Raw genomic sequence first — 21545 nt, 5'->3', positions numbered from 1 at the left:
ATGTGGCAATCAATTGGCCTGACCCTGCTGCTGTTGCTGGGGCATACCCTTATTCGGCGGCTGATTCACAAGAGCCTGCTGGCGCTCGGTCAGAGCAGGCAGGTGAGCGAGAACCGGGTACTCTACGTGGCCCATGTGTTCCACTTCCTGCTCGGCTGCGCCACCTTGCTGGTGCTGGCCGGGGTGTGGGGGCTCGACTTCTCCCGACTGGTGGTGCTCGCCTCCTCCTTCTTTGCGGTACTGGGGGTCGCCATGGTCGCCCAGTGGTCGATCCTCTCCAACATCACCGCCAGCATCACCATCTTCTTCGCCTTCCCCTACAAGATTGGCGACCGGATCCGTATCCTCGACAAGGATGACTCGGTCACCGGCGTCATCACCGAGATCGGCCTCTTCTATGTGCGGGTGCGTGATGACAACGGCGATCTGGTCACCTATCCGGCCAACCTGATCCTGCAAAAGCCGGTCAGAAAGCTGGAGGGCAAGGTGGCGGAACCGCTGCAACCGGAATAGAAAGCAACCGGAATAACAAAAGGCTCCCTCGGGAGCCTTTTTACTGTGCTGTGGGTGGCGCTAGCGTTCGAAGAAGCGGTAGAGGTGCTCCACCTGAACCGGGCAGTCTGCTACCTGATGCAGATGTTCACGGGCCTGCTCGACGGTGCCGAAACTGACCGGGCAGCCGAGGGTGTCGGTCAGCTCGTAGAGTGCGCCATCCTTGCCTCTGAATTCGATGAGCCAGCCGGGAATGGCCACATCGTGGAGGATTTCGGCTTCTTGCAGGATCTGTTGCTGATAGAGCTTACGAAGTTCACTGACTGTCATGATGCTCTCCTGTGGGGAATATCCAGCTCCAGTCTATGCCTGCCCTTTATATGCGGCAACGGGATCATCCCCGCAGGACCTCCCATGCCCAGCGGATGCGGATAAAGGTCTCTGCATTGCCGCCCCGATCCGGATGGTGCTGCAGTGCCAGCTCCCGCCAGCGGCGGCGGATTGCCTCCTGACTCGCCCCTTCATTCAGTTCTAACAGTGCGAGCGCCTCGGCTTTGTGCTCCTCACCGTCATAAGTGCGCCAGAAGCGGTTGAGCAGGGCCTCAACTTCGGCACGATCGGTCTGCCAGAACACCTGCCAGTCGAGATAGTAGCTACGCAGATTTTCGCCAAGGGCAAAGCCGTGGTTGGTTTGTAGGTTCTCGGCCAGCGGTTCGAGCCGGATATCCAGGGTGCTGATCACCAGCCACCAACCCTCTTCATAAAGCTCGGCTTGCAACTGGTAGAGGGCGTTCATGATCAGGAAGTTGACCCGAAACAGCTGCAACTGCTCATCGTCTGCCAGTACCGGAATTGCCCCCTGCTGGCGCAGAGCAGCCATCAGTTCATGCACCTTGTAGCTGCCCGCCGCCTGTTGCAATAGCACTAGCAGAGGGGCGATCAGCGGATTGTGGTTGGCTTCGTTCATTCGGCGCCCTGCTCTCTGGGTGGTTGCAGGGCGATCAGCAGCTCACCCGCCTGCGGGGTGACGGGGCCGGTGACGATCTGGGGTTTGCTCTTGCCATCCATGATGAACAGCGGGATGGCGCCGGGATTGGCGGTCTGATACTGGGCCCAGTCGAATGCCTCGCTCAGGCGGGTCGCCTTGATCTGGCCCCCCCGGCTCAGCAGGCCGCTCAGCCTGGCATAGTTGATGTCGGGGCCAAACAGGTTCTGGCGGGCGCGGAAGGTGGCGCTCTCCCGGTTGGCCTTGCCGTGCTGCTCGCTGGATCGCAGGGAGTAGACCTGCTCCTCGCCGTAGAGGTGGGCAAAGTGCAACACCCCGAGGGCGTTGTTGTGGCGATTGGGGGAGAGCGCCAGCACGGTACTGATGCTGGTAAGCGGCAGGTGCAGCTCGGCATGTTCCGACTGGGGGTTGCCGAAGTAGCAGGGCAGGTTGCTCATCCGCGCCTGTTTGCAGAACTCCCAGGCGGGATCGCAGAGTTGCACCGGCACACCCTGATCCGCCAGCGCCTTGCCGATGGCCCGCGCCACCGAGTTGGCACCTATGATGAGCCAGGTGTTGGGGGCGCTCTGGCGCATTTTGAGCAGGCTGGCCAGCGGCGCCGAAGTGAGGCTCTGCAACACCACGGTGGAGATGATCACCGCAAATACCAGCGGCACCAGCTTGTCGGCATCGGGGATCTCGGCCTGATGCAGGCTGATGGCAAACGAGGCGCTGACTGCCGCCGCAACGATACCGCGCGGGGCGATCCAGCTCAGCAGGGCGCGAGCTCGCCAGGAGAGATCCGAGCCCCAGGTCGAGACCAGAATACAGAGCGGGCGCGCCACAAACTGCACCACGCACAGCAGCGCCAGCACCATGGGGCCGAGCTGCCAGAGCTGGGCCAGATCGAGGCGGGCCGCCAGCAGGATAAACAGGCTGGAGATAAGGATGACCGCGAGATCCTCCTTGAACGCCAGCACCTCCTCCAGATCCAGCCCCTCCTGATTGGCGAGCCAGATGCCGAACACGGTCACCGCCAGCAGGCCCGATTCGTGGCTCAGCCAGTTGGAGAGGCTGAAGGTGACCAGCACCAGCGCCAGCACGCCGAATTTGTGCAGGCTGACCGGTAGCCAGTCCTTGCGAATGAGCAGGGTGGTGAGCCAGCCTGCCGCCACCCCGATCAGGGAACCGACCAGCACTGTCTTGCCCAGCGCCAGCAGGGTATGGCTGATGAGATCTCCCTGACTGCCGAGGCGTACCGCCTCGAACACCAGCACCGCAAACAGGGCGCCGATAGGGTCGATGACGATCCCCTCCCAGCGCAGGATGCGGTCCACCTCCCGGGTGGGGCGGATCACGTTGAGCATGGGGGCAATTACGGTGGGGCCCGTTACCACCAGTACCGCGCCGAGCATGGTGGCGACCCGCCAGTCCAGCCCCAGCAGGAAGTAACCGGCGCTGCCGATGACGGCGAAACTGACCAGCATGCCGGTGGAGCAGAGATTGCGCACCACCTTGCCGATCCCCTTGAGCTCGGCCAGATGGAGGGTCAACGCCCCCTCGAACAGGATGATGGCTACCGACAGGGAGACCAGTGGAAACAGCAGATCCCCTAGCAGGGCATCGGGGTCGAGCAGGCCGCTGACCGGGCCCAAAGTCAGGCCGGTAAGAAGTAGAAACAGGATGGCGGGCACCCGCAGCGACCAGGCAAGCCATTGGGCCAGCACGGAGACCAGGGCGATCCCGGCCAGAGAGAGGGCAATCATGCAGACCTCGATTCAGGCAGTGAGTATGGAGCTAGTGTAGTGGCTAAGTTGGTCAGATTGACACCCGAAGGTGCGTGCATCATGGCCGGGATGGGGATATGTGCGACAGTCGGCGTCATGGTGGCTGGCGGTGGCGTGCAGGGCGCCAGCCAGACGCCAACCGTGGTGATGGTGTGGCTTCGGGGCCGGATTAGATGGGGCTCTCCTTGTGGAGCTCGCCGACACAGTCGGCCAGCGCCAGTACCAGTGCGGAGCGCACCATCTGATCGAGCCGGTTGAGCTGCATCTGGTAGAAGGCCCAATCCTCTTCGCTGGCGGGGGGCTCCAGCTTCATCATGCCGCCCTGATTGACCCCGTGCAGGCGGTCGAGCAGATCGCGGATCGGCTTGTCGCTGAAGCGGTAATCCTTGGGGTCGCGCACCAGAAAGTCGCGGATCTTGATATAGGCTTCGATATCCTGATAGCGCTCGAGGGAGATGAGGCCGAGGGCGAAGATGAGCTTGAGGCGCACCTCCAGCTGGCCGAGGGGGCCGCTCTGGTTGAGCAGGGGTTCGATGGCGTATTTGACGGCATACTCCTCCTGACGAAACGCGCGTCGCATCAGGGAGTCGACCGCTTCTTCCAGGATGGTCACGGCTTCGAGAAAGAAGCCGCGGGGGCCATCCTGCTCGTTCAGTCGTTCCAGTACTTCATCTTCCTGGTGTGTGGTCATAGGTGCATTGGGTCCAGCTGACAGGGAGAGAGTCAGCCTCTCTCCCGGTTTTTATCATATGGGGCACATTCCCTTGCCATTCAAGCGCTTGGCGCGCTATCAGTGGTGGCTGAATGCGCCGCAAGCAGGGTCATTACAGGGTTTCGTAACGGGCGACGATGGCGTGAACCACTTCGCTCTCTTCATCCAGTCCGGTGACGCGGGCCAACGCTTTGGCCGGGCCAAGCTCCGCCAGCAGGGCTTGCAGCTCCACCGCCTGCGGGTCATCGGCATTGCGATAGTGGAGCGCCGCGGCGATCCCCTCCTGCAACTGCTCGTTGGGCAAGCCGTACTCCAGGGTACCCAGCAGTGGTTTCACCAGTCGATCCCCCGCCGCCAGCTTGCGCAATGGCTGACGACCGACCCGGTCAATCTCGTCCACCAGATAGGGGTTGGCGAAGCGGGCCAGGATCTTCTCGATGTAGGCGGCGTGCAGACGCGGGTCGAAGCCGTAGCGTTTCACCAGCACGGCACCGCTCTCCTCCATGGCACGGCGTACCTTGCTGCGGATCACCGGATCTTCGATCGCCTCGCGCACTGTGTGGTAGCCCCGCAGCTTGCCGAGGTAGGCTGTGACGATGTGGCCGGTGTTGAGGGTGAACAGCTTGCGCTCGACGAAGGCCATCAGGTTGTCAGTGGGCTCCATGCCCGCTACCTGTGGCAGCTCTCCCTTGAACTGAGTCTGGTCGACGATCCACTCGCTGAAGCTCTCGACCGTCACTTCCAGCGGGTCATCGTTGGCAGCCGCGGCGGGCGGCACGATGCGATCCACCGCCGAGTCGACGAAGCCGATGCAGGATTCGAGCGTGGCATGATACGCGACTGGCAGGTACTTGAGTACCTCCTGCTTGAGGTGGCTGGTGCCGCGCACCATGTTTTCGCAGGCGATGACGTTGAGCGGTGTCAGGTTGCCGGCATCGAAGCGGGCCTGCAGCCCCTTGGCCAGGGTGCTGGCAATTTTGTCGAGAATGTTGGGGCCGACTGCAGTGGTGACCAAATCGGCGGTGATGATACGGGCGATCACCTCGTGACCGGCGGAGCTGACCGCCGCCACGTTGCGCACCACGTCCAGCTTCTGATCTGCCCCCACCACATGGACCTTGTACTCCTGACGGTGGTTGAGCTGATCGATCAGGGTGTCGTTGACGTCGGCGAAGGTGACCTGATGGCTGGCATCCGCCAGCACTTTGCCGATAAAGCCGCGACCGATATTACCAGCACCAAAATGCAATGTTTTCATGATATTAACCTCTTGAACCAAAGACGATGAAAGATGATTACGCAGCCTGTTCGGCACCCAGCAGATCCAGGAAGGCCTGGGGATCCGTGGTGCTGGCCAGCCGGTCGATGAGACCGGGTTCATCCAGTGCATTGGTCAGGCGGGTTATCACCTGCATGTGTTCGTCGTTACGGGCGGCGATGCCGATCACCAGCCGCGCTACTTCATCGGCGGCTTCGCCAAAGGCGACCCCGGCCGGGTACTGGCAGATGACGATGCCGGTACGCTTCACAAACTCTTTGGCGGCAATGGTGCCGTGGGGCACGGCGATGGATTCGCCGAGGTAGGTGGAGACCAGCTGTTCGCGCTCCAGCATGGCGTTGACGTAGTCGGGCGCCACGTAGCCGCGCTCTGCCAGCAGTCGGCCTGCGGTCAGGATGGCGGCCTCCTTGCTGTCCGCTTTCAGTCCAAGATGCACGTCATGACGGCTCAGGGTAAAGACTTCGGCCGCTTGCGGCTCGTAGCTGTCGTCGTTGGCCGCCACCAGCAGCTGCGGGTTGGCGACATCATCGTTGGCAGCGCGTCTCAGGCTCTGTACCAGCTCCTGATAGAGGCCGTTGTCGAGGAAGTTGGTCAGGGAAATATGATGAGCATTCGGCGCATGGCGACGGGCCCGCTCGGTCAAATCCTTGTGGGTGATGACCCAATCCACCTGATCGTCGAGCTGATCGATGGCACGGTTGGTGACGCTGATATCGAGCCCGGCGGCCTGCACCCGCTTGCGCAGCATGCCGGCACCCATGGCGCTGGAACCCATGCCTGCATCGCAGGCCACCACGATATTGCGTACCGCCATCAGTTCGCCGCCCGGCTTCTTGGCCGCTGCGGTTTCGGGCTTGCCGCCCTTCATGGCTTTCATCTTGCGGGTGGCTTCACCGAGGGCATCGGCCTCGTCAGCTTCCGGTTGCTGGGCACGGACGAACACGGCGGCGACCAGAAAGGAGACCAGAGTCGCGCTGATGATGGAGAGGGCGACCCCGATCAGGGAGGCTTTCGGCGTCATCAACAGCACGGCGAAGATGGATCCCGGCGACGCGGGGGAGACCAGACCGGCGTTGAACAGGGTCAGGGTAAAGACCCCGGTCATGCCACCGGCGATCACCGCCAGAATGAGGCGCGGGTTCATCAGCACATACGGGAAGTAGATCTCGTGGATGCCGCCGAAGAAGTGAATGATGGAGGCGCCAGCCGCGGACTGCTTGGCGGCACCACGACCGAACACCATGTAGGCCAGCAGTACGCCCATGCCCGGGCCAGGGTTCGCTTCGATCAGGAAGAAGATGGAGCTGCCGTGCTCGGTCGCCTGCTGGATCCCCAGCGGCGAGAAGATGCCGTGGTTGATGGCGTTGTTGAGGAACAGGATCTTGGCCGGTTCGACGAAGATGGAGGTGAGCGGCAGCATGTGGTTTTCCACCAGGAAGCCGACGCCACCGGCCAGCAGACCGGAGAGCACCTTGACGAAGGGGCCAATCACGAAGAAGGCGAGGATAGCCAGCAGCATGCCGATAAGCCCGGCGGAGAAGTTGTTGACCAGCATCTCGAAGCCGCTCTTGACGCGACCTTCCATCGCTTTGTCGAAACGCTTGATGGCCCAGCCACCGAGCGGGCCGACCATCATGGCGCCCATGAACATCGGGATGTCGGTCCCCACGATGACGCCCATGGTGGTGATGGCACCGACCACGCCGCCACGATCACTGCCCATCAGTTTGCCGCCGGTGTAGCCAATCAGCAGCGGCAGCAGGTAGGTGATCATGGGGCCGACCAGCTTGGCCAAGGTTTCATTGGGCAGCCAGCCGGTGGGGATAAAGAGGGCGGTAATAAAGCCCCAGGCGATAAAGGCGCCTATGTTGGGCATGACCATATTGGACAGGAAGCGTCCAAAATTCTGTATCTTGACTTTGGTATCCGGTGATAACATGTCGGGACCCCGTTTTAAGCCTGTTTGATTAAAAGTGGTAGTCGGGATGGCCGGTTTTGCCGAACCTCCATCCCGGTCGTCTAAGCAACTTCAATCTACCAGCTTGATATCAAATTAGGCTGAAAACGGGGTGTCTTGTGATCCGGCTCTCAGATACCCCGCCATACCCCCTCCCCAACTCGTGACTCTGATCACATTCGGGCACTGTAATTCGGCTACATTTCGATCTTTTCTGTTTTTAATGACCATTTTTTTGTGATGCGAATCACTAAATCAGCTTTGCCGCGCCATCACGTAAAGGTGATTTGCGTCACAAATTCAGTTTTTGTATTCGAATGGGGCAAATCACTCAATAACTCATCAGCGGGTAGTGACGATGGATCTATCGAAATCTCTCTCTACTCACTAATGAATCAATAGTTTTGTAACCCGCTTTCAGTTTTTGCAGGCAGTGATGAGGGCTCTTTTGTGGCCGGTTGAGGGAGATGATCGGCTGATTGCAGGAGGTCGTGCAGGAGGTTATGGGACGCAGGGAGATCTTGCTTGCCGCACAGGGCTGACAGCAGATAAAAACAAACCGCCAGCAGGCGGTTTGTCGGTTTTCGCGATTAGGCCCCTGTCGGAGACTGCGGCTTAGTAGAAGCCGACATCCTCGGGGGGGGGGCGGGTCTTGAAGCGGCGATGGAGCCACATGTACTGCTCCGGCGCCTTGCGTACGGCGGCTTCAATTTCGCGGTTGGCGCGGGCGGCATCGACCATGTCATCCCCGCTGGGGTAGTCGGCGAGCGGTGCCCCGATATGCAGGGTGTAACCCTCGCTGGTGCGGATGTTGTAGCAGGGGAGGGTGACGGTGTTCTTCACCCGCGCCAGGGTGGCTGTGCCGGTGATGGTGGCCGCCTGCTCTACCGCGAAGTAGGGCACGAACACGCTGGCGTGGCTGCCGTAGTCGTGATCTGGCGCGTACCAGAGGGCGTCGCCGTTGCGCAGCGCCTTGATCATCCCCTTCACATCCATCCGGTCCACCAGATATTTGTTGGAGGCGCAGCGACCGTGGTACTGGGCATACTCCAGCACCGGGTTGGTGTTGGGGCGATAGACGCCGACCCCTGGGCGCACCAGCCCGAAACAGCGGGCGTTGAGTTCAAGCGTCAGGAAGTGGCAGGAGAGCAGCAGCATGCCCTGACCTTTTTCCATGGCGGCGATGACGTGCTCTTCCCCTTCCACCTTCATCAGGTTGCGCATCCGCCAGTCTGGCCAGAACCAGGCGATCCCCACCTCGAACACGGCGCAGCCCACGCTCTCGAAGTTTGCTTTCAGCAGTTTCTCCCGCTCATCCCGGGTCAGCTCGGGCATCGCCAGCTCCAGATTGCGACGGGCAATCTTCACCCGTGATTTGAGCACTTTGGCGGCGAGGCGACCGAGCTGACGGCCCAGCCACATCTGGCTGCGCCACGGCAGCAGGGTCAGCAGCCAGAGCAGGCCGAGGCCGAACCAGCTGGCCCAGTAACGGGGATGAAACAGGCGGGGCTCGAGGCGGGGAGGGTTGTCATGGGCCATGGCTAATCTCTTGTTCGCAAACACAATCGGGGGATTCTAGCCGAAAAGGGGGGGCGGGGGCGAATGGCAGTGTGCTGGTCAGAGGGGTAGCCTGCGTCTGGTTAGCGTGACAGCGGCGGCAACGGCGGTCGGCTTTTTCTCCACCGGATAAAAGAGTGTGATAAAATCGTCTGCTGATTTTTCAGGTTTTGAGAGTCGATACAGATGAAGATCACCCTGCCCGAGTTTGAAAAAGCCCGCGTCCTGGTCGTTGGCGATGTCATGTTGGACCGTTATTGGCATGGCCCCACCGGCCGGATCTCGCCCGAGGCACCGGTGCCCGTGGTCAAGGTTGAACACATTGAGGAGCGTCCGGGCGGTGCTGCCAACGTGGCACTCAACTCCGCTGCGCTGGGCGCCCACGCCGTGCTGCTTGGCCTGACCGGTCAGGATGAAGCGGCCGATGCGCTGGCCGGTCAGATGGCTGGCGTCAAGGTGGCCTGTGACTTCGTTCGTCTGGCCGACTTCCCGACCATCACCAAGCTGCGGGTGCTGTCCCGCAATCAGCAGCTGCTGCGTCTGGACTTTGAAGAGCCCTTCCACGCCGTCGATGCCACCCTGCTGATGAGCAAGGTCGAGCAGGCGTTGCCGAACAGCGACGTGATGATCCTCTCCGACTACGGCAAGGGTGCGCTGAACGACGTGCCAGGCATGATCCAGCGGGCCCGAGCCGCAGGTATTCCGGTGCTGGTCGATCCCAAAGGAACCGACTTCGAGAAGTACCGCGGCGCCACTCTGCTGACCCCCAACATGTCCGAGTTCGAGGCCGTGGTGGGCAAGGTGAAGAGCGAAGAGGAGCTGGTCGCCAAGGGGCTGGAGCTGGTCAAGCGCTTCGAGCTGGATGCCCTGCTGGTCACTCGTTCCGAGAACGGCATGACCCTGATCCGCGAAGGTCAGCCGGAGTTGCATCTGCCAGCTCAGGCCCACGAGGTTTATGATGTGACCGGTGCCGGTGATACCGTGATCTCTACCCTGGCCACCTCGCTGGCGGCAGGCAAGAGCCTGGATGAAGCTTGCGCACTGGCCAATACCGCTGCCGGTATCGTGGTCGGCAAGCTGGGCACCTCTACCGTTAGCCCGGTCGAGCTGGCCAACGCTCTCTATACCGAGCAGGAGACCGGCTTCGGCGTTATGTCCGAAGCCCAGCTGAAAGTGGCGGTTCGTGCTGCCCGTCTGCGCGGTGAGAAGGTGGTGATGACCAACGGCTGCTTCGACATCCTGCACGCCGGTCATGTCTCCTATCTGGCCAATGCGGGCAAGCTGGGGGATCGCCTGATCGTGGCGGTTAACACCGACGAGTCGGTTCGCCGTCTGAAAGGGCCGGGTCGTCCGGTCAACCCGACCGAGCGCCGCATGGCGGTGCTGGCTGCGCTGGGCGCGGTGGATTGGGTAGTGCCGTTTGGTGAAGATACGCCGCAGCGCCTGATCGCCGAGATCCTGCCGGATCTGTTGGTCAAGGGCGGCGACTACAAGCCGGAAGATATCGCCGGTTACGCCGAGGTGACCGCCAATGGCGGCGAGGTGCGCGTTCTCAACTTCGAGGATGGCTGCTCCACCACCGACATCATCAAGACGATCCGCGAGCGCGGCTAACGCGCCACTGGCCCCGCAATCTGGCGGGGCTCTCTATCGGCGGTAGCAAGCCGACAGAAATACGGATAACAAAAAGGCGACCTTGCGGTCGCCTTTTTCATGTCCGATAGCGGCTATCAGCCTTTGGCTTTTGCCGTGGCGGGCATCAGGCCCTGGTTCACTTCTACCAGATCCTGCGCTTCCAGAATACCTGCAGCCTGTTTCAGGCTCAGGATATTGAGGATGTAGTTGTAACGGGCTTCGGAGAGCTTCTGCTTGGCCTCGTACAGCTTGCGAGTGGAGTCCAGCACGTCGACGATGGTACGGGTACCCACTTCGTAACCGGCTTCGGTCGCCTTCAGGGCGCTGTCGGCGGAGACCACAGACTGGCTGTAGGCACGTACCGAGCCGATGCTGGCGTTCACGTTGTTGTAGGAGGAGCGCACTGTGCTCTGCACCGAGCGGAAGTTCTTCTCCAGCAGTTCGCTGGCCGCTACGTAGTTGTATTGAGCCTGTTTCACCTTGGAGCTGGTGGCGCCACCGCTGTAGATGGGCAGCTTGAAGGTCAGACCGATATTGGCCTGATTGTCATTGCCGCCCGGCATGCTATCCAGCTTGTAATCGGTATTGCTGGTTTGCAGTCCGGCACCCAGATCCAGAGTCGGCTCATGGCCGGTTTTGGCCAGATCGATCTGCTCCTTGGCAATGTCCTTGCTGATGCGGGCACTGTGCAGTTGCAGGTTCTTGTCCAGCGCCAGCTCCAGCCATTTGTCGGAGCCGAAGGCGGTCTTCTGCGGGCTGAAACGATCGGTGTTCAGCACGTCCAGATTGCGGTGATCGATACCGGTCAGCTCGCGCAGGGTCTCATAGCTGTTGTCCAGCGAGTTTTCTGCATTGATCTCGTCAGCCAGCGCCTGGTCACGGGAGGCCTCGGCTTCATGGACGTCGGTGATGGCAGTCAGGCCCACTTCGAAACGCTGCTGGGTTTGCTCCAGCTGACGCTCTACCGCAACCTTGTTGGCACGAACGAACTCCAGGGTATCCATCGCCTTGAGCACATCAAAGTAGGCTTTGGCGGTACGCACCATCAGGTTCTGGATTTCGAGGTTGTAGGCGACATCTGACTGAGTGGCCTGCTTCTCGCTGATATCCAGATTGACCCAGTTACTGCGACGATAGAGGGATTGCGACAGCGTCACCTCGCCCTTGGCGTTGGTATTGCTCTGGGTATCATTCTTGTTTTGCAGATAATTGAGCCCGGCACCCAGATCGATCTGGGGCAGCAGAGGGGCACGGGATTCGTTGATCTTCTCGAAGGCCTGGTCGCGAACGGCTTTGGACTGCAGCAACTGCGGGTCTTTGATCTGGGCTTGCTGGTAGATGTCGAGCAGGTTTTCGGCATGGGCACCGGCACTGACGCCCAGCAACACCATGACGGACAAAAGTGTTCTTTTCATAGATCGTTTTAACCTTATGTAGTAACCCAAACTGGTTGCTGGAGAGGGCAAATATTGTCACCGACCAAGCTTGATTGCAGCTTAATCACTCTACTATAAGCAAAATTTAATGCTAAGAGTCTCAGGTCCGGTGACGGGAACGTCAAGAACCGGACGCAGTTTTCTCCCCGCGCGCCTAGCCAAATGGTCTGTGGCTGCTAAAATCCACCCCTCATTGCCATGGTACGCCGAGTGAATGAACGTTCATTCATGTTCCTCGGATTTTATGGTCAAACTGATACAAGTCAAGCTGACGGGAGCCCCGGATGTCGCAGCAACCCTTGCCGCAAGATCGGCATTACGCCGCCGATGATGTGAAAATCATTGAAAAATCAGCTGGATATAACGGCTTCTTCAAGGTGAATGTCTATCGTTTGCAGCATCGGTTATTTGCTGGTGGCTGGAACCAGCCCATCGTGCGCGAGCTGTTCGAGCGGGGCCATGCTGCCGCGCTGCTGCCCTATGATCCGGTGCGCGACCAGATCGTGCTGGTGGAGCAGTTCCGTATCGGCGCCATGGAGACCAGCCCGACCCCCTGGCTGCTGGAGCTGGTGGCTGGCATTATCGACGAAGGTGAGACCGCCGAGGCGGTGGTGCGCCGCGAAGCGGTGGAAGAGGCCGGGATCGAGGTGGCCCGCTGCGAGCATGCCATCAGCTATCTGGTGAGCCCGGGCGGCAGCACCGAGCGGATCGAGGTCTTTGTGGGCGAGGTGGATGCCAGCAAGGCCGAGGGGCTGCACGGTCTGGCGGATGAGGGCGAGGATATCCGGGTGCACGTGGTGAGCCGCGAGCAGGCCTATGCCTGGCTCAAAGAGGGACGCATCGACAATGCGGCCTCGGTCATCGCCCTGCAGTGGCTGACCCTCAACCATGGCGAGCTGCGTGCCCGCTGGCTGGCGGATCGCTGAGGTGGCGCTGACCTTGCAACAGAGCAGGCGCTATGTGCCTGACCTGATGTCCTTGCAGCGTACCTGCGAGGTCAACTACATGGCATTAATGAAACTGCTGCCGCCAGATGGGGAGGTGGGAGCCGAGCGCCGCTATCGGGTCGGCAACGATCTGCAGTTCCAGCTCACCATCATTGGCGAGAGCCGCTTCACCAATCAGGTGATCCTGAGCCAGCACAACCCCGAATTGCCCGAATATTTACAAGCTCAGATAGAGATTCGTTTGTATCATGATGTGCGGATGGCGGAAGTGTGTGCAGCGCAACAGATTTCCCGTTTGCAACCACGTTATGATTATCCCAATAAAAAGATGCACCAGCGGGACGAAAAGGAGCAGGTAAATCTGTTTCTGGCCGAATGGCTAAAATTTTGTCTCAGACATGGTACCAGCCCGATCAATATCTCCAGTTGAACAAATAAAAAGAAGCGTGATTTTGGAAACAGAGCTCCCCCAGGCGCAGGACGGCAGTGTGCGCCTGTTGCAAATTACCGACACCCACCTCTTCGCGAGTGCCGAAGGGCGGCTGTTGGCTGTGCGCACCTCAGAGAGTCTGGCCGCCGTGCTGGAACAGGTGCAGGCCAATGAACACACCTACGAGGTGATTCTGGCGACCGGCGATCTGTCGCAGGATCACAGCCCGGAATCCTATCAGCGTTTCGCCTCCATGATGGCGCCCCTGGGCCGCCCCATCTACTGGCTGCCGGGCAATCACGATGACAGCCCGCTGATGACCGAATATCTCCATGCCGCCGGGATCAGCGAATCCAAACAGCTGGTGGGCGACCACTGGCAGGTGATCCTGCTCGACACCCAGGTGCGCGGCAAACCCCACGGCATGATTGGCGATCACCAGCTGGCCGCCCTCGACCGTGCCCTGCGCCAATATCCTGATCGCCACGCTCTTATCACCCTGCACCATCAGGCGGTACCGGTGGGCTGCGCCTGGCTGGATCAGCATAATCTCAAGAATGCCGATGATCTGTTTGCCGTGCTGGCTCGTCATCCGCAGCAGAAGACCATCCTGTTTGGCCACGTCCATCAGGAGTTTGACGAGGTGCACCGCGGGGTGCGGCTGATTGCCAGCCCATCGACCTGCATCCAGTTCAAACCGCTCTCTGATGGTTTTGCGCTGGATGAATCCGGCCCGGGCTGGCGCTATCTCACCCTCTATCCGGATGGGCGGGTGGCCAGCGAGGTGTGGCGCCTGCCGGTGGGGCAGTTTGTGCCCGACCCCAACGCCACCGGTTATTGAGGAGAGCATTTCATGAAGTCCGTTCTCCTTTATCTGCACGGTTTCAACTCCTCACCGGGCTCCGCCAAGGCCCGGCAGATGGCTGCCTGGGTGGCCGTCAACCGGCCCGACATCGAGGTGATCATTCCGGCCCAGCCCAATACGCCAGCGGCGGCCTGGGCGGCTATCGAGCAGACCATCGCAGATCTGCAGGGTCGTTATGGTAGTGAATTCAAGCTCGGCGCCGTGGGCAGCTCCCTCGGCGGCTTTATGGCGACTCGGGTGAGCGAGCTGTACGGCTGCCGCGCGGCGCTGATCAATCCGGCGGTGCGCCCCCACGAGCTGCTCTGTGACTACCTCGGCCCCCAGACCAATCCCTATACGGGTGAGCAGTACGAACTGCGGCCTGAACATATGGATGAGCTGCGGGCACTGGCGGTACCGGTGACGGCGCCGGAGCGACTCTGGATCCTGCAACAGCAGGGGGATGAGGTGCTCGACTATCGCAAGGCGCTGGATGAATACCGCTTTGCCCGCCTCTCGCTGGAGTGCGGCGGCAACCACGCCTTTGTCGCGTTCGAGCGTTACCCCGCCCAGATCATCCGTTTCCTCGGGTTATAGTCAGGTTTGAGTCAATAAGGGCGGTCTCGCCCTGCTTGTTCTTCTCCAGATCAAGCTTTCGGTGCGGGGAGTTTGTTCTACCTCCGCCTAGCAGTTAAGATTCCCTCCAAACGTCAATTCGCAAGGCCCTCCATGTCTACTCAATACAATGCGGATGCCATTGAGGTCCTCAATGGCCTTGAACCGGTGCGTCGCCGCCCCGGCATGTATACCGACACCACCCGGCCCAATCACCTCGGCCAGGAGGTCATCGACAACAGCGTCGATGAAGCGCTGGCAGGTCACGCCCGCAATCTGGAGGTGATCCTGCATGAAGACCAGTCCCTCGAAGTGATCGACGACGGCCGCGGCATGCCGGTCGATATCCACCCGGAAGAGGGGGTCAGCGGGGTGGAGCTGATCCTCTGCAAGCTGCACGCGGGCGGCAAATTCTCCAACAAGAACTACCAGTTCTCCGGCGGTCTGCACGGGGTGGGTATTTCGGTGGTGAACGCCCTCTCAGATCGGGTCGAGGTGACGGTACGTCGCGACGGTCAGGTCTACGACATCGCCTTCGAGCGCGGCGAGAAGGTGCAGGAGCTGACCATCACCGGCACTTGCGGCCGCCGCAACACCGGCACCCGGGTGCGCTTCTGGCCGCAGGCGAGCTACTTCGATTCGCCCAAGTTCTCGGTAACCAAGCTGGAGCACCTGCTCAAAGCCAAGGCCGTGCTCTGCCCCGGCCTCACCATCAAGTTCCTCGACAAGAACACCGGCATCAAGCTGGAGTGGTGCTACGAAGATGGCCTCAAGGATTATCTGGTCGACGCGGTCAAGCAGTTCACCTGCCTGCCGGAGCAGCCCTTTATCGGCTCGTTCAGCTCCGAACAGTCCGCCGTGGACTGGGCCCTCTGCTGGTTGCCGGAAGGGGGCGAATGCCTCGCCGAATCCTATGTGAACCTGATCCCCACCGCCCAGGGCGGTACTCACGTCAACGGTCTGCGTCAGGGGCTGCTCGACGCCATGCGCGAGTTCTGCGAGTTCCGCAACCTGCTGCCGCGGGGGGTCAAGCTGACCCCGGAAGATATCTGGGATCGCTGTGCCTACATCCTCTCCATCAAGATGCAGGATCCGCAGTTCGCCGGTCAGACCAAGGAGCGCCTCTCCTCCCGCCAGAGCTCGGCGTTTGTTTCCGGCGTGGTGAAGGATGCATTCAGCCTCTATCTGAACAGCAACACCGAGCTGGCGGAGCAGATCGCCGAGCTTTGTATCTCCAGCGCCCAGCGCCGGATTCGCGCCGCCAAGACGGTGGTGCGCAAGAAGATTACCCAAGGCCCGGCGCTGCCCGGCAAGTTGACTGACTGTAACTGCGCCGACCCCATGCAGGGGGAGCTGTTCCTGGTGGAGGGTGACTCTGCGGGCGGCAGCGCCAAGCAGGCGCGGGATCGCGAGTTTCAGGCCATCATGCCGCTGCGCGGCAAGATCCTGAACACCTGGGAGGTGGAGGCCGGTCAGGTGCTCGCCTCGCAAGAAGTGCACGACATCTCGGTCGCCATCGGGCTCGACCCCGACTCCGAGGATCTCAGCGGCCTGCGCTACGGCAAGGTGTGCATCCTCGCGGATGCGGACTCGGACGGTCTGCACATCGCCACCCTGCTCTGCGCCCTGTTCGTGAAGCACTTCCGCGCGCTGGTCAATCAGGGCCACGTCTATGTCGCCATGCCGCCCCTCTACCGGATCGATATCGGTAAAGAGGTTTACTACGCCCTCGACGAGGACGAGAAGAACGGTGTGCTGCAGCGAGTCGAGGCCGAGAAGAAGAAAGGCAAGGTGATGGTGACCCGATTCAAGGGTCTGGGTGAGATGAACCCGAAACAGCTGCGGGAAACCACCATGGATCCCAACACTCGCCGTCTGGTGCAGCTCACCATGGGGCCTGAGGCCGAAGGGGATGAGACCCTGCAGCTGATGGACATGCTGCTGGCCAAGAAGCGCGCCCCGGATCGTCGCGAGTGGCTGGAAGAGAAGGGCAACCTCGCCATCATCTAAGCCGTCGGTCACCTGCCGACCCGCATTTCAGGCGTGCCCTCCAGGGGCGCGCCATAGCAAGAGAAAAACATATGAGTGATGCTATCGAGCTCAGTCTGGACGGGGTAGAGCGCCAGCCAATGCGCACCTTTACCGAACAGGCTTACTTGAACTACTCCATGTACGTCATCATGGATCGGGCCTTGCCGCATATTGGCGATGGCCTCAAACCGGTGCAGCGGCGCATCATCTACGCCATGAGCGAGCTGGGTCTATCGGCGCTGTCCAAGCACAAGAAGTCCGCCCGTACCGTGGGTGACGTGTTGGGTAAGTACCACCCCCACGGCGACATCGCCTGTTATGAAGCCATGGTGCTGATGGCCCAGCCCTTCTCCTACCGCTACCCGCTGGTGGACGGTCAGGGCAACTGGGGTGCGCCGGACGATCCCAAATCCTTCGCGGCCATGCGTTATACCGAAGCTCGCCTGTCACGCTTCTCCGAGCTGCTGCTCTCCGAGCTGGGACAGGGCACGGTGGAGTGGACGCCGAACTTTGACGGCACCATGAAGGAGCCGGTGGTGCTGCCTGCCCGCCTGCCGCACATCCTGCTCAACGGGGTGACCGGTATTGCGGTGGGCATGGCGACCGACATCCCGCCCCACAACGCGCGGGAAGTGGCCTACGCCTGTGCCGAGCTGCTCGACAACCCCAATGCGGGGCTCGATGTGTTGATGCAGCACATTCAGGGGCCGGACTACCCGACCAACGCCGAGATCATCACCCCGCAGGGCGATATTCGCAAAATCTACGAGACCGGCAAGGGCTCCATCAAGCAGCGGGCGGTCTGGAGCGAGGAGGATGGCGACATTGTCATCACCGCGCTGCCCCATCAGGCCTCCGGCGCCAAGATCATGGAGCAGATCGCCGCCCAGATGGTGGCGAAAAAGCTGCCGATGGTCACCGATCTGCGCGATGAATCGGACCACGAGAACCCGACCCGTCTGGTGATCGTGCCGCGCTCCAACCGGGTGGATGTAGAGGGGCTGATGGCCCACCTGTTCGCCACCACGGATCTGGAGAAGAACTACCGGGTCAACCTCAACATCCTCGGCCTCGACAACCGGCCGCAGGTGAAGTGCCTCAAGACCATCCTCAGCGAGTGGATCCAGTTCCGTCGCGAGACCGTGCGTCGCCGTCTGCAATTCCGCCTCGACAAGGTGCTGGCTCGCCTGCACATCCTCGAAGGCTTGCTGATCGCCTACCTCAACATCGACGAAGTGATCGAGATCATCCGCACCGAGGATGAGCCGGGCAAGGTGATGGTGGAGCGCTTCAACATTACCGAGACCCAGGCCGAAGCGATCCTCGAGCTTAAACTGCGCCATCTGGCCAAGCTCGAAGAGTTCAAGCTGCGCGCCGAACAGAACGAACTGGCCGAAGAGCGCGACAAGCTGGAGCTGATCCTGGGCTCCGAGCGTCGCCTCAACACCCTGCTCAAGAAAGAGCTGCTGGCCGATGCCGAGAAGTACGGCGACGATCGCCGCACCCCGCTGGTGGAGCGTGCCACCGCCGTGGCGCTGACCGAGAAAGAGCTGGTGCCGAGCGAGCCGGTCACCGTCATCCTCTCCGACAAGGGGTGGGTGCGTGCCGCCAAGGGCCACGACGTGGATGTCGAGGGGCTCTCCTACAAGGCGGGGGACAGCTATCTGGCCCACGCCTGTGGCCGCAGCAACCAGCAGGCGGTGTTCCTCTCCACGCTGGGCCGAACCTACGCCCTCGAATCCCACACCCTGCCATCCGCGCGCAGTCAGGGTGAACCGCTCACCGGCCGCTTTGCGCTGGGGGCCGGGGAAGAGGTGCGCCATCTGGTGATGGGCAACGAGGGGGAGCCGTATCTCATCTGCTCCGATGCCGGTTACGGCTTTGTCTGTACCTATGACGATCTGATCGGCAAGAACAAGAACGGCAAGGCGCTGCTCACCGTGCCGGAAGGGGGTCAGGTGATGGCGCCCCAGAAGATTGGCTCGCCAGAGACCGATCTCTGCATGGCCATCTCCAACGAGGGGCGCATGCTGCTGTTCCCGCTCAACACCCTGCCGGTACTCGGCAAGGGCAAGGGTAACAAGCTCATCAGCATTCCGTCGGCGCGCGTGAAGGCGCGGGAAGAGTTTGTGGTGATGGCTGCCGTGATCCCGCAGGGCCAGTCGGTCACCCTGTTTGCCGGCAAGCGCAAGCTGACCCTGAAACCGTCCGATCTCGACTACTACCGCGGCGAGCGCGGCCGCCGTGGCGCCAAACTGCCCCGCGGTTTGCAGCGGGTGGATCGCATCGAGATTGAACCCGCCGCTGGCGCCGAACCAGCTGCTGGGGAAAATCAGGAAGGGTAATTAATATAGAAGGGCGCGAAAGCGCCCTTCTATTTTATTAAAAAAGTACATGTGCCTAGTCATAAATGATATATATCACACGTCAATTAGTTCTAAATTGGTCAAGCTGGTATATTAGTTCGAGCAAGTCAGTTGGCACTTCATTTTTATTGAATGCATCTATTATTTGAACATCTGTAAGGTTCACCTTATATCTCTCTTGAATTGCATCTCTAAGCATCCTTAGAGTTAATTTTCCTGGAATGATTTCCATTCTTGAATTAATGTCGCTCCATAGAGACTCAAAGTTTTTAATTGCATCCAAGCTAATGGTGCTTGTGTCAAGATTGCTTTTCTTATAAAAAGAAATCTTTTTTGAAATATACTGAGCTTGAGTTTCATGTTTCAGTTGGTTTGATATTTCCTCTAGGAAATCCACAATACCTTTATCAATGTTGATTATATTGCCAGACCTTTTGCTCCTATTTTCAACCTGATTGGCAAGGACTCGCTCTAAAACTGGAATTATGAGCAAATAATTTTCAATTTCTTTTCGCTTATGAATGTGCGCAAATGCCAGTTCACTTCTCAAGTCTTTCGATATTTCATGGATTTCCTCTTTGCAATAATAATCGCTATCATAGATCGCAAAAAGCTTTATGTTTGCATCGATAGTGCTTTTCATTCCCCATGCAAAGGCTTTTATTTTTTCCCATGATGAAAAACCACCTGATTCAAATGCAGTCAAGTCATTACCTGAAGAGAGATCATTGAATCCTAGATTCTTTGCAAATCTTCTAATTATTTTATAGTCACTGAATCCCTCAACAAAAAGTATCTTCTTTGTTCTAGCTAAGTGAGTTAATGTAACGTTCTGTGTAGAGCCTAGAGATTTTATTGCAACCTGAATCTCTTCTATGTCTTTGAGTCTTTTGGCTGAGTGAGTTCCTTTCTCTACTAAGAGTATCTCTGATGGGTCTGCCTCACCAATAATTTCTACTGAATGTGTTGCTAATAATACATCGGCATCAATATCTCTTAGGATGTTAAGCAATTGGCGTTGGATATCTGGATGTAAATATATTTCAGGCTCATCGATAACAACGATATTAGCATCATTCGCTCTAGATAAATGAGTTAGTAATTGGCACCAGATTTGAAATCCAAATCCAGCCCAATATATTTCTCTATCAATTCTGTTTTCCGATACAAACATACTTAGTTTTTTATTTTGAATATCTAACTCTGGCTTAGTTATCTTCATCCCAGGCCATGTTGATGATATCATTTCTGAGAATGATAACCAGTCGTCACTAAAATAATGCCAGTAGTTTCTAAAGTGTCTACATGCTCGGTGGGTATTTAATGAATTTTTAACTGTATCCTCGTTGACATACATTTCTTGGTGTTCAAGAGGCCCCAAGACTGGAACTACTTGTATGTTAATTGGGAAGGCCTTTTTGAATTTTGTTGTTGTATTTACTATCGTACCTTCATTTTCCCAATATAGAATACATCCACCTTCATTAGGGAAGAATAGAAATAATTTGTTTTTGTTTGTTAGCCTAAATTCAATTTTACTATCTTCTTCATTATAATCGGTAGCAACATTTTCCAGAGATAGGCTAATGGATTGCTCCGGCACTCTATGGCCGAAGCCTGTTCGACCATCGAAGAATGGGACTCTTTCCGCATTAAGTCTTCTCGCTTTTCTTAATGCAACATCTAGGATTCTGAATGCACTAATAATTGTGGATTTGCCCGCATTATTGGGGCCTACTAGAATATTTGTGTCACTTAAGCTTACTGAGTAATCCCTAAGAGCTTTAAAATTAGTGAATTTAATTGAGCTTATTTTAACTTTATTCAATTTCAACTCCGATGCTAAATAGGCTGAGTTCAATGATTTTGACTTGGTTCAAATATAACTCCACTATAAAAAACTAATTTTTATTTAATCAACAGGTTATAAAATGGGAGGGGTTATTGTCGTGATGGTTGTCACGTAATCTGGTCGTAGGTCTGATTAGCGAAACGTAATCAGACGATCGCGAAAACCGGTTGCCGTAATTCTGCCGGTGTTCCAGCTGATCTCTTCTCTATGTCCATAGCCACCGGAATTGCGGTGCGGACGATTACGCTTCGCTAATCGACCCTACTTCTCTCTGTTTTCTTTAACGTTCTGCTGCTTGTCGATGGTTTGCTCCCCTCATCCCCGACCCTTCTCCCGCAAGGGGAGAAGGGAGCCCAGACCGCAGCAATTTTGGAATGCGTGACAGCTACGACTACAGGTTGGTAGACGCTGATCCCCTCTCCCCTTGGGAGAGGGTCAGGGTGAGGGGAAGCCCGTAGGTCTGATTAGCGAAGCCTAATCAGACGATCGCGAAAAGCGGTTGCCGTAATTCTGCTGGTGCTCCAGCCGATCTCTTCTCTATGTTCATAGCCACCGGGATTGCGGTGCGGACGATTACGCTTCGCTAATCGACCCTACTTCTCTCTGTTTTCTTTAACGTT

Annotated in this window: 17 protein-coding genes; 8 read left to right on the top strand and 9 right to left on the bottom strand. The window is 58.5% G+C overall.

Annotated features, from left to right (window positions below; all coding sequences use genetic code 11):
* Positions 1-513 carry a mechanosensitive ion channel domain-containing protein gene (locus ACTG1P_RS10685; protein ID WP_005354921.1) on the top strand — a complete coding sequence of 171 codons (513 nt, stop codon included), beginning with the start codon at positions 1-3 and terminating at the stop codon, positions 511-513.
* A 60-nt stretch (positions 514-573) separates the two neighbouring features.
* On the opposite strand, the gene ACTG1P_RS10680 is transcribed toward ACTG1P_RS10685, so the two are convergent.
* The 7 genes from ACTG1P_RS10680 to lpxL form a co-directional block, all read right to left on the bottom strand.
* Positions 574-822 carry a hypothetical protein gene (locus tag ACTG1P_RS10680; RefSeq protein WP_005363113.1) on the bottom strand — a complete coding sequence of 83 codons (249 nt, stop codon included), beginning with the start codon at positions 820-822 and terminating at the stop codon, positions 574-576.
* Positions 823-886: 64 nt separating this feature from the next.
* The gene (locus ACTG1P_RS10675) at positions 887-1459 is read right to left on the bottom strand and encodes a DNA-J related domain-containing protein (RefSeq protein WP_440001232.1); all 573 of its coding nucleotides are present in this window, start codon (positions 1457-1459) and stop codon (positions 887-889) included.
* A complete protein-coding gene (locus ACTG1P_RS10670) occupies positions 1456-3243 on the bottom strand; it encodes a cation:proton antiporter (RefSeq protein WP_440001231.1) in 1788 nt (595 codons plus the stop codon). The genes ACTG1P_RS10675 and ACTG1P_RS10670 overlap by 4 nt, the downstream gene beginning before the upstream one ends.
* A gap of 190 nt (positions 3244-3433) precedes the next feature.
* Positions 3434-3955, bottom strand: coding sequence for an MltR family transcriptional regulator (locus tag ACTG1P_RS10665; protein ID WP_005335907.1), 522 nt, complete (start codon positions 3953-3955; stop codon positions 3434-3436).
* A 133-nt stretch (positions 3956-4088) separates the two neighbouring features.
* Positions 4089-5234 carry a mannitol-1-phosphate 5-dehydrogenase gene (locus ACTG1P_RS10660; protein WP_440001230.1) on the bottom strand — a complete coding sequence of 382 codons (1146 nt, stop codon included), beginning with the start codon at positions 5232-5234 and terminating at the stop codon, positions 4089-4091.
* A gap of 37 nt (positions 5235-5271) precedes the next feature.
* Positions 5272-7194, bottom strand: coding sequence for a PTS mannitol transporter subunit IICBA (locus ACTG1P_RS10655; RefSeq protein ID WP_440001229.1), 1923 nt, complete (start codon positions 7192-7194; stop codon positions 5272-5274).
* A 633-nt stretch (positions 7195-7827) separates the two neighbouring features.
* Positions 7828-8751, bottom strand: coding sequence for an LpxL/LpxP family Kdo(2)-lipid IV(A) lauroyl/palmitoleoyl acyltransferase (gene lpxL, locus ACTG1P_RS10650; RefSeq protein ID WP_440001228.1), 924 nt, complete (start codon positions 8749-8751; stop codon positions 7828-7830).
* 204 nt (positions 8752-8955) lie between these two features.
* Here lpxL and hldE point away from each other — a divergent pair, with 204 nt between their 5' ends.
* On the top strand, positions 8956-10383 hold the full coding sequence (gene hldE, locus ACTG1P_RS10645) for a bifunctional D-glycero-beta-D-manno-heptose-7-phosphate kinase/D-glycero-beta-D-manno-heptose 1-phosphate adenylyltransferase HldE (RefSeq protein ID WP_440001227.1): 1428 nt from the start codon (positions 8956-8958) through the stop codon (positions 10381-10383).
* Positions 10384-10499: 116 nt separating this feature from the next.
* Here the strand turns inward: hldE and tolC are convergent, their stop codons facing one another.
* On the bottom strand, positions 10500-11819 hold the full coding sequence (tolC, locus tag ACTG1P_RS10640) for an outer membrane channel protein TolC (protein ID WP_021231688.1): 1320 nt from the start codon (positions 11817-11819) through the stop codon (positions 10500-10502).
* A 305-nt stretch (positions 11820-12124) separates the two neighbouring features.
* On the opposite strand from tolC, the gene nudF reads away from it, so the two are divergent.
* From nudF to parC, 6 genes are all read left to right on the top strand, one after another.
* Entirely contained in the window at positions 12125-12766 is a 642-nt protein-coding gene (nudF, locus tag ACTG1P_RS10635) for an ADP-ribose diphosphatase (protein ID WP_440001226.1), read from the top strand.
* On the top strand, positions 12729-13217 hold the full coding sequence (locus ACTG1P_RS10630; protein WP_234917839.1) for a DUF1249 domain-containing protein: 489 nt from the start codon (positions 12729-12731) through the stop codon (positions 13215-13217). The genes nudF and ACTG1P_RS10630 overlap by 38 nt, the downstream gene beginning before the upstream one ends.
* Positions 13218-13239: 22 nt before the next feature.
* A complete protein-coding gene (gene cpdA / locus ACTG1P_RS10625) occupies positions 13240-14058 on the top strand; it encodes a 3',5'-cyclic-AMP phosphodiesterase (protein WP_440001225.1) in 819 nt (272 codons plus the stop codon).
* 12 nt (positions 14059-14070) lie between these two features.
* Positions 14071-14658, top strand: a complete 588-nt coding sequence (locus tag ACTG1P_RS10620; RefSeq protein ID WP_440001224.1) for a YqiA/YcfP family alpha/beta fold hydrolase — start codon at positions 14071-14073, stop codon at positions 14656-14658.
* Positions 14659-14790: 132 nt separating this feature from the next.
* On the top strand, positions 14791-16686 hold the full coding sequence (gene parE / locus ACTG1P_RS10615) for a DNA topoisomerase IV subunit B (RefSeq protein WP_440001223.1): 1896 nt from the start codon (positions 14791-14793) through the stop codon (positions 16684-16686).
* Positions 16687-16757: 71 nt separating this feature from the next.
* Positions 16758-19052 carry a DNA topoisomerase IV subunit A gene (gene parC, locus ACTG1P_RS10610; protein WP_440001222.1) on the top strand — a complete coding sequence of 765 codons (2295 nt, stop codon included), beginning with the start codon at positions 16758-16760 and terminating at the stop codon, positions 19050-19052.
* A gap of 82 nt (positions 19053-19134) precedes the next feature.
* Here parC and ACTG1P_RS10605 read toward each other — a convergent pair whose 3' ends face one another.
* Positions 19135-20901, bottom strand: a complete 1767-nt coding sequence (locus ACTG1P_RS10605; protein WP_440001221.1) for an ATP-dependent nuclease — start codon at positions 20899-20901, stop codon at positions 19135-19137.
* Positions 20902-21545: the final 644 nt, after the last annotated feature.

The organism is Aeromonas sp. 11P (assembly GCF_051920165.1).
GTDB classification, from domain to species: domain Bacteria; phylum Pseudomonadota; class Gammaproteobacteria; order Enterobacterales; family Aeromonadaceae; genus Aeromonas; species Aeromonas veronii.
The sequence above is the reverse complement of the archived record's forward strand: the minus strand, read 5'-3'. Positions and strand labels throughout refer to the sequence as shown.

Coding starts and splice junctions, on each gene's coding strand:
- ACTG1P_RS10685 (WP_005354921.1), top strand. CDS start 1: ATGTGGCAATCAATTGGCCTGACCCTGCTGCTGTTGCTGGGGCATACC.
- ACTG1P_RS10680 (WP_005363113.1), bottom strand. CDS start 822: ATGACAGTCAGTGAACTTCGTAAGCTCTATCAGCAACAGATCCTGCAA.
- ACTG1P_RS10675 (WP_440001232.1), bottom strand. CDS start 1,459: ATGAACGAAGCCAACCACAATCCGCTGATCGCCCCTCTGCTAGTGCTA.
- ACTG1P_RS10670 (WP_440001231.1), bottom strand. CDS start 3,243: ATGATTGCCCTCTCTCTGGCCGGGATCGCCCTGGTCTCCGTGCTGGCC.
- ACTG1P_RS10665 (WP_005335907.1), bottom strand. CDS start 3,955: ATGACCACACACCAGGAAGATGAAGTACTGGAACGACTGAACGAGCAG.
- ACTG1P_RS10660 (WP_440001230.1), bottom strand. CDS start 5,234: ATGAAAACATTGCATTTTGGTGCTGGTAATATCGGTCGCGGCTTTATC.
- ACTG1P_RS10655 (WP_440001229.1), bottom strand. CDS start 7,194: ATGTTATCACCGGATACCAAAGTCAAGATACAGAATTTTGGACGCTTC.
- lpxL (WP_440001228.1), bottom strand. CDS start 8,751: ATGGCCCATGACAACCCTCCCCGCCTCGAGCCCCGCCTGTTTCATCCC.
- hldE (WP_440001227.1), top strand. CDS start 8,956: ATGAAGATCACCCTGCCCGAGTTTGAAAAAGCCCGCGTCCTGGTCGTT.
- tolC (WP_021231688.1), bottom strand. CDS start 11,819: ATGAAAAGAACACTTTTGTCCGTCATGGTGTTGCTGGGCGTCAGTGCC.
- nudF (WP_440001226.1), top strand. CDS start 12,125: ATGTCGCAGCAACCCTTGCCGCAAGATCGGCATTACGCCGCCGATGAT.
- ACTG1P_RS10630 (WP_234917839.1), top strand. CDS start 12,729: ATGGCGAGCTGCGTGCCCGCTGGCTGGCGGATCGCTGAGGTGGCGCTG.
- ACTG1P_RS10620 (WP_440001224.1), top strand. CDS start 14,071: ATGAAGTCCGTTCTCCTTTATCTGCACGGTTTCAACTCCTCACCGGGC.
- parE (WP_440001223.1), top strand. CDS start 14,791: ATGTCTACTCAATACAATGCGGATGCCATTGAGGTCCTCAATGGCCTT.
- parC (WP_440001222.1), top strand. CDS start 16,758: ATGAGTGATGCTATCGAGCTCAGTCTGGACGGGGTAGAGCGCCAGCCA.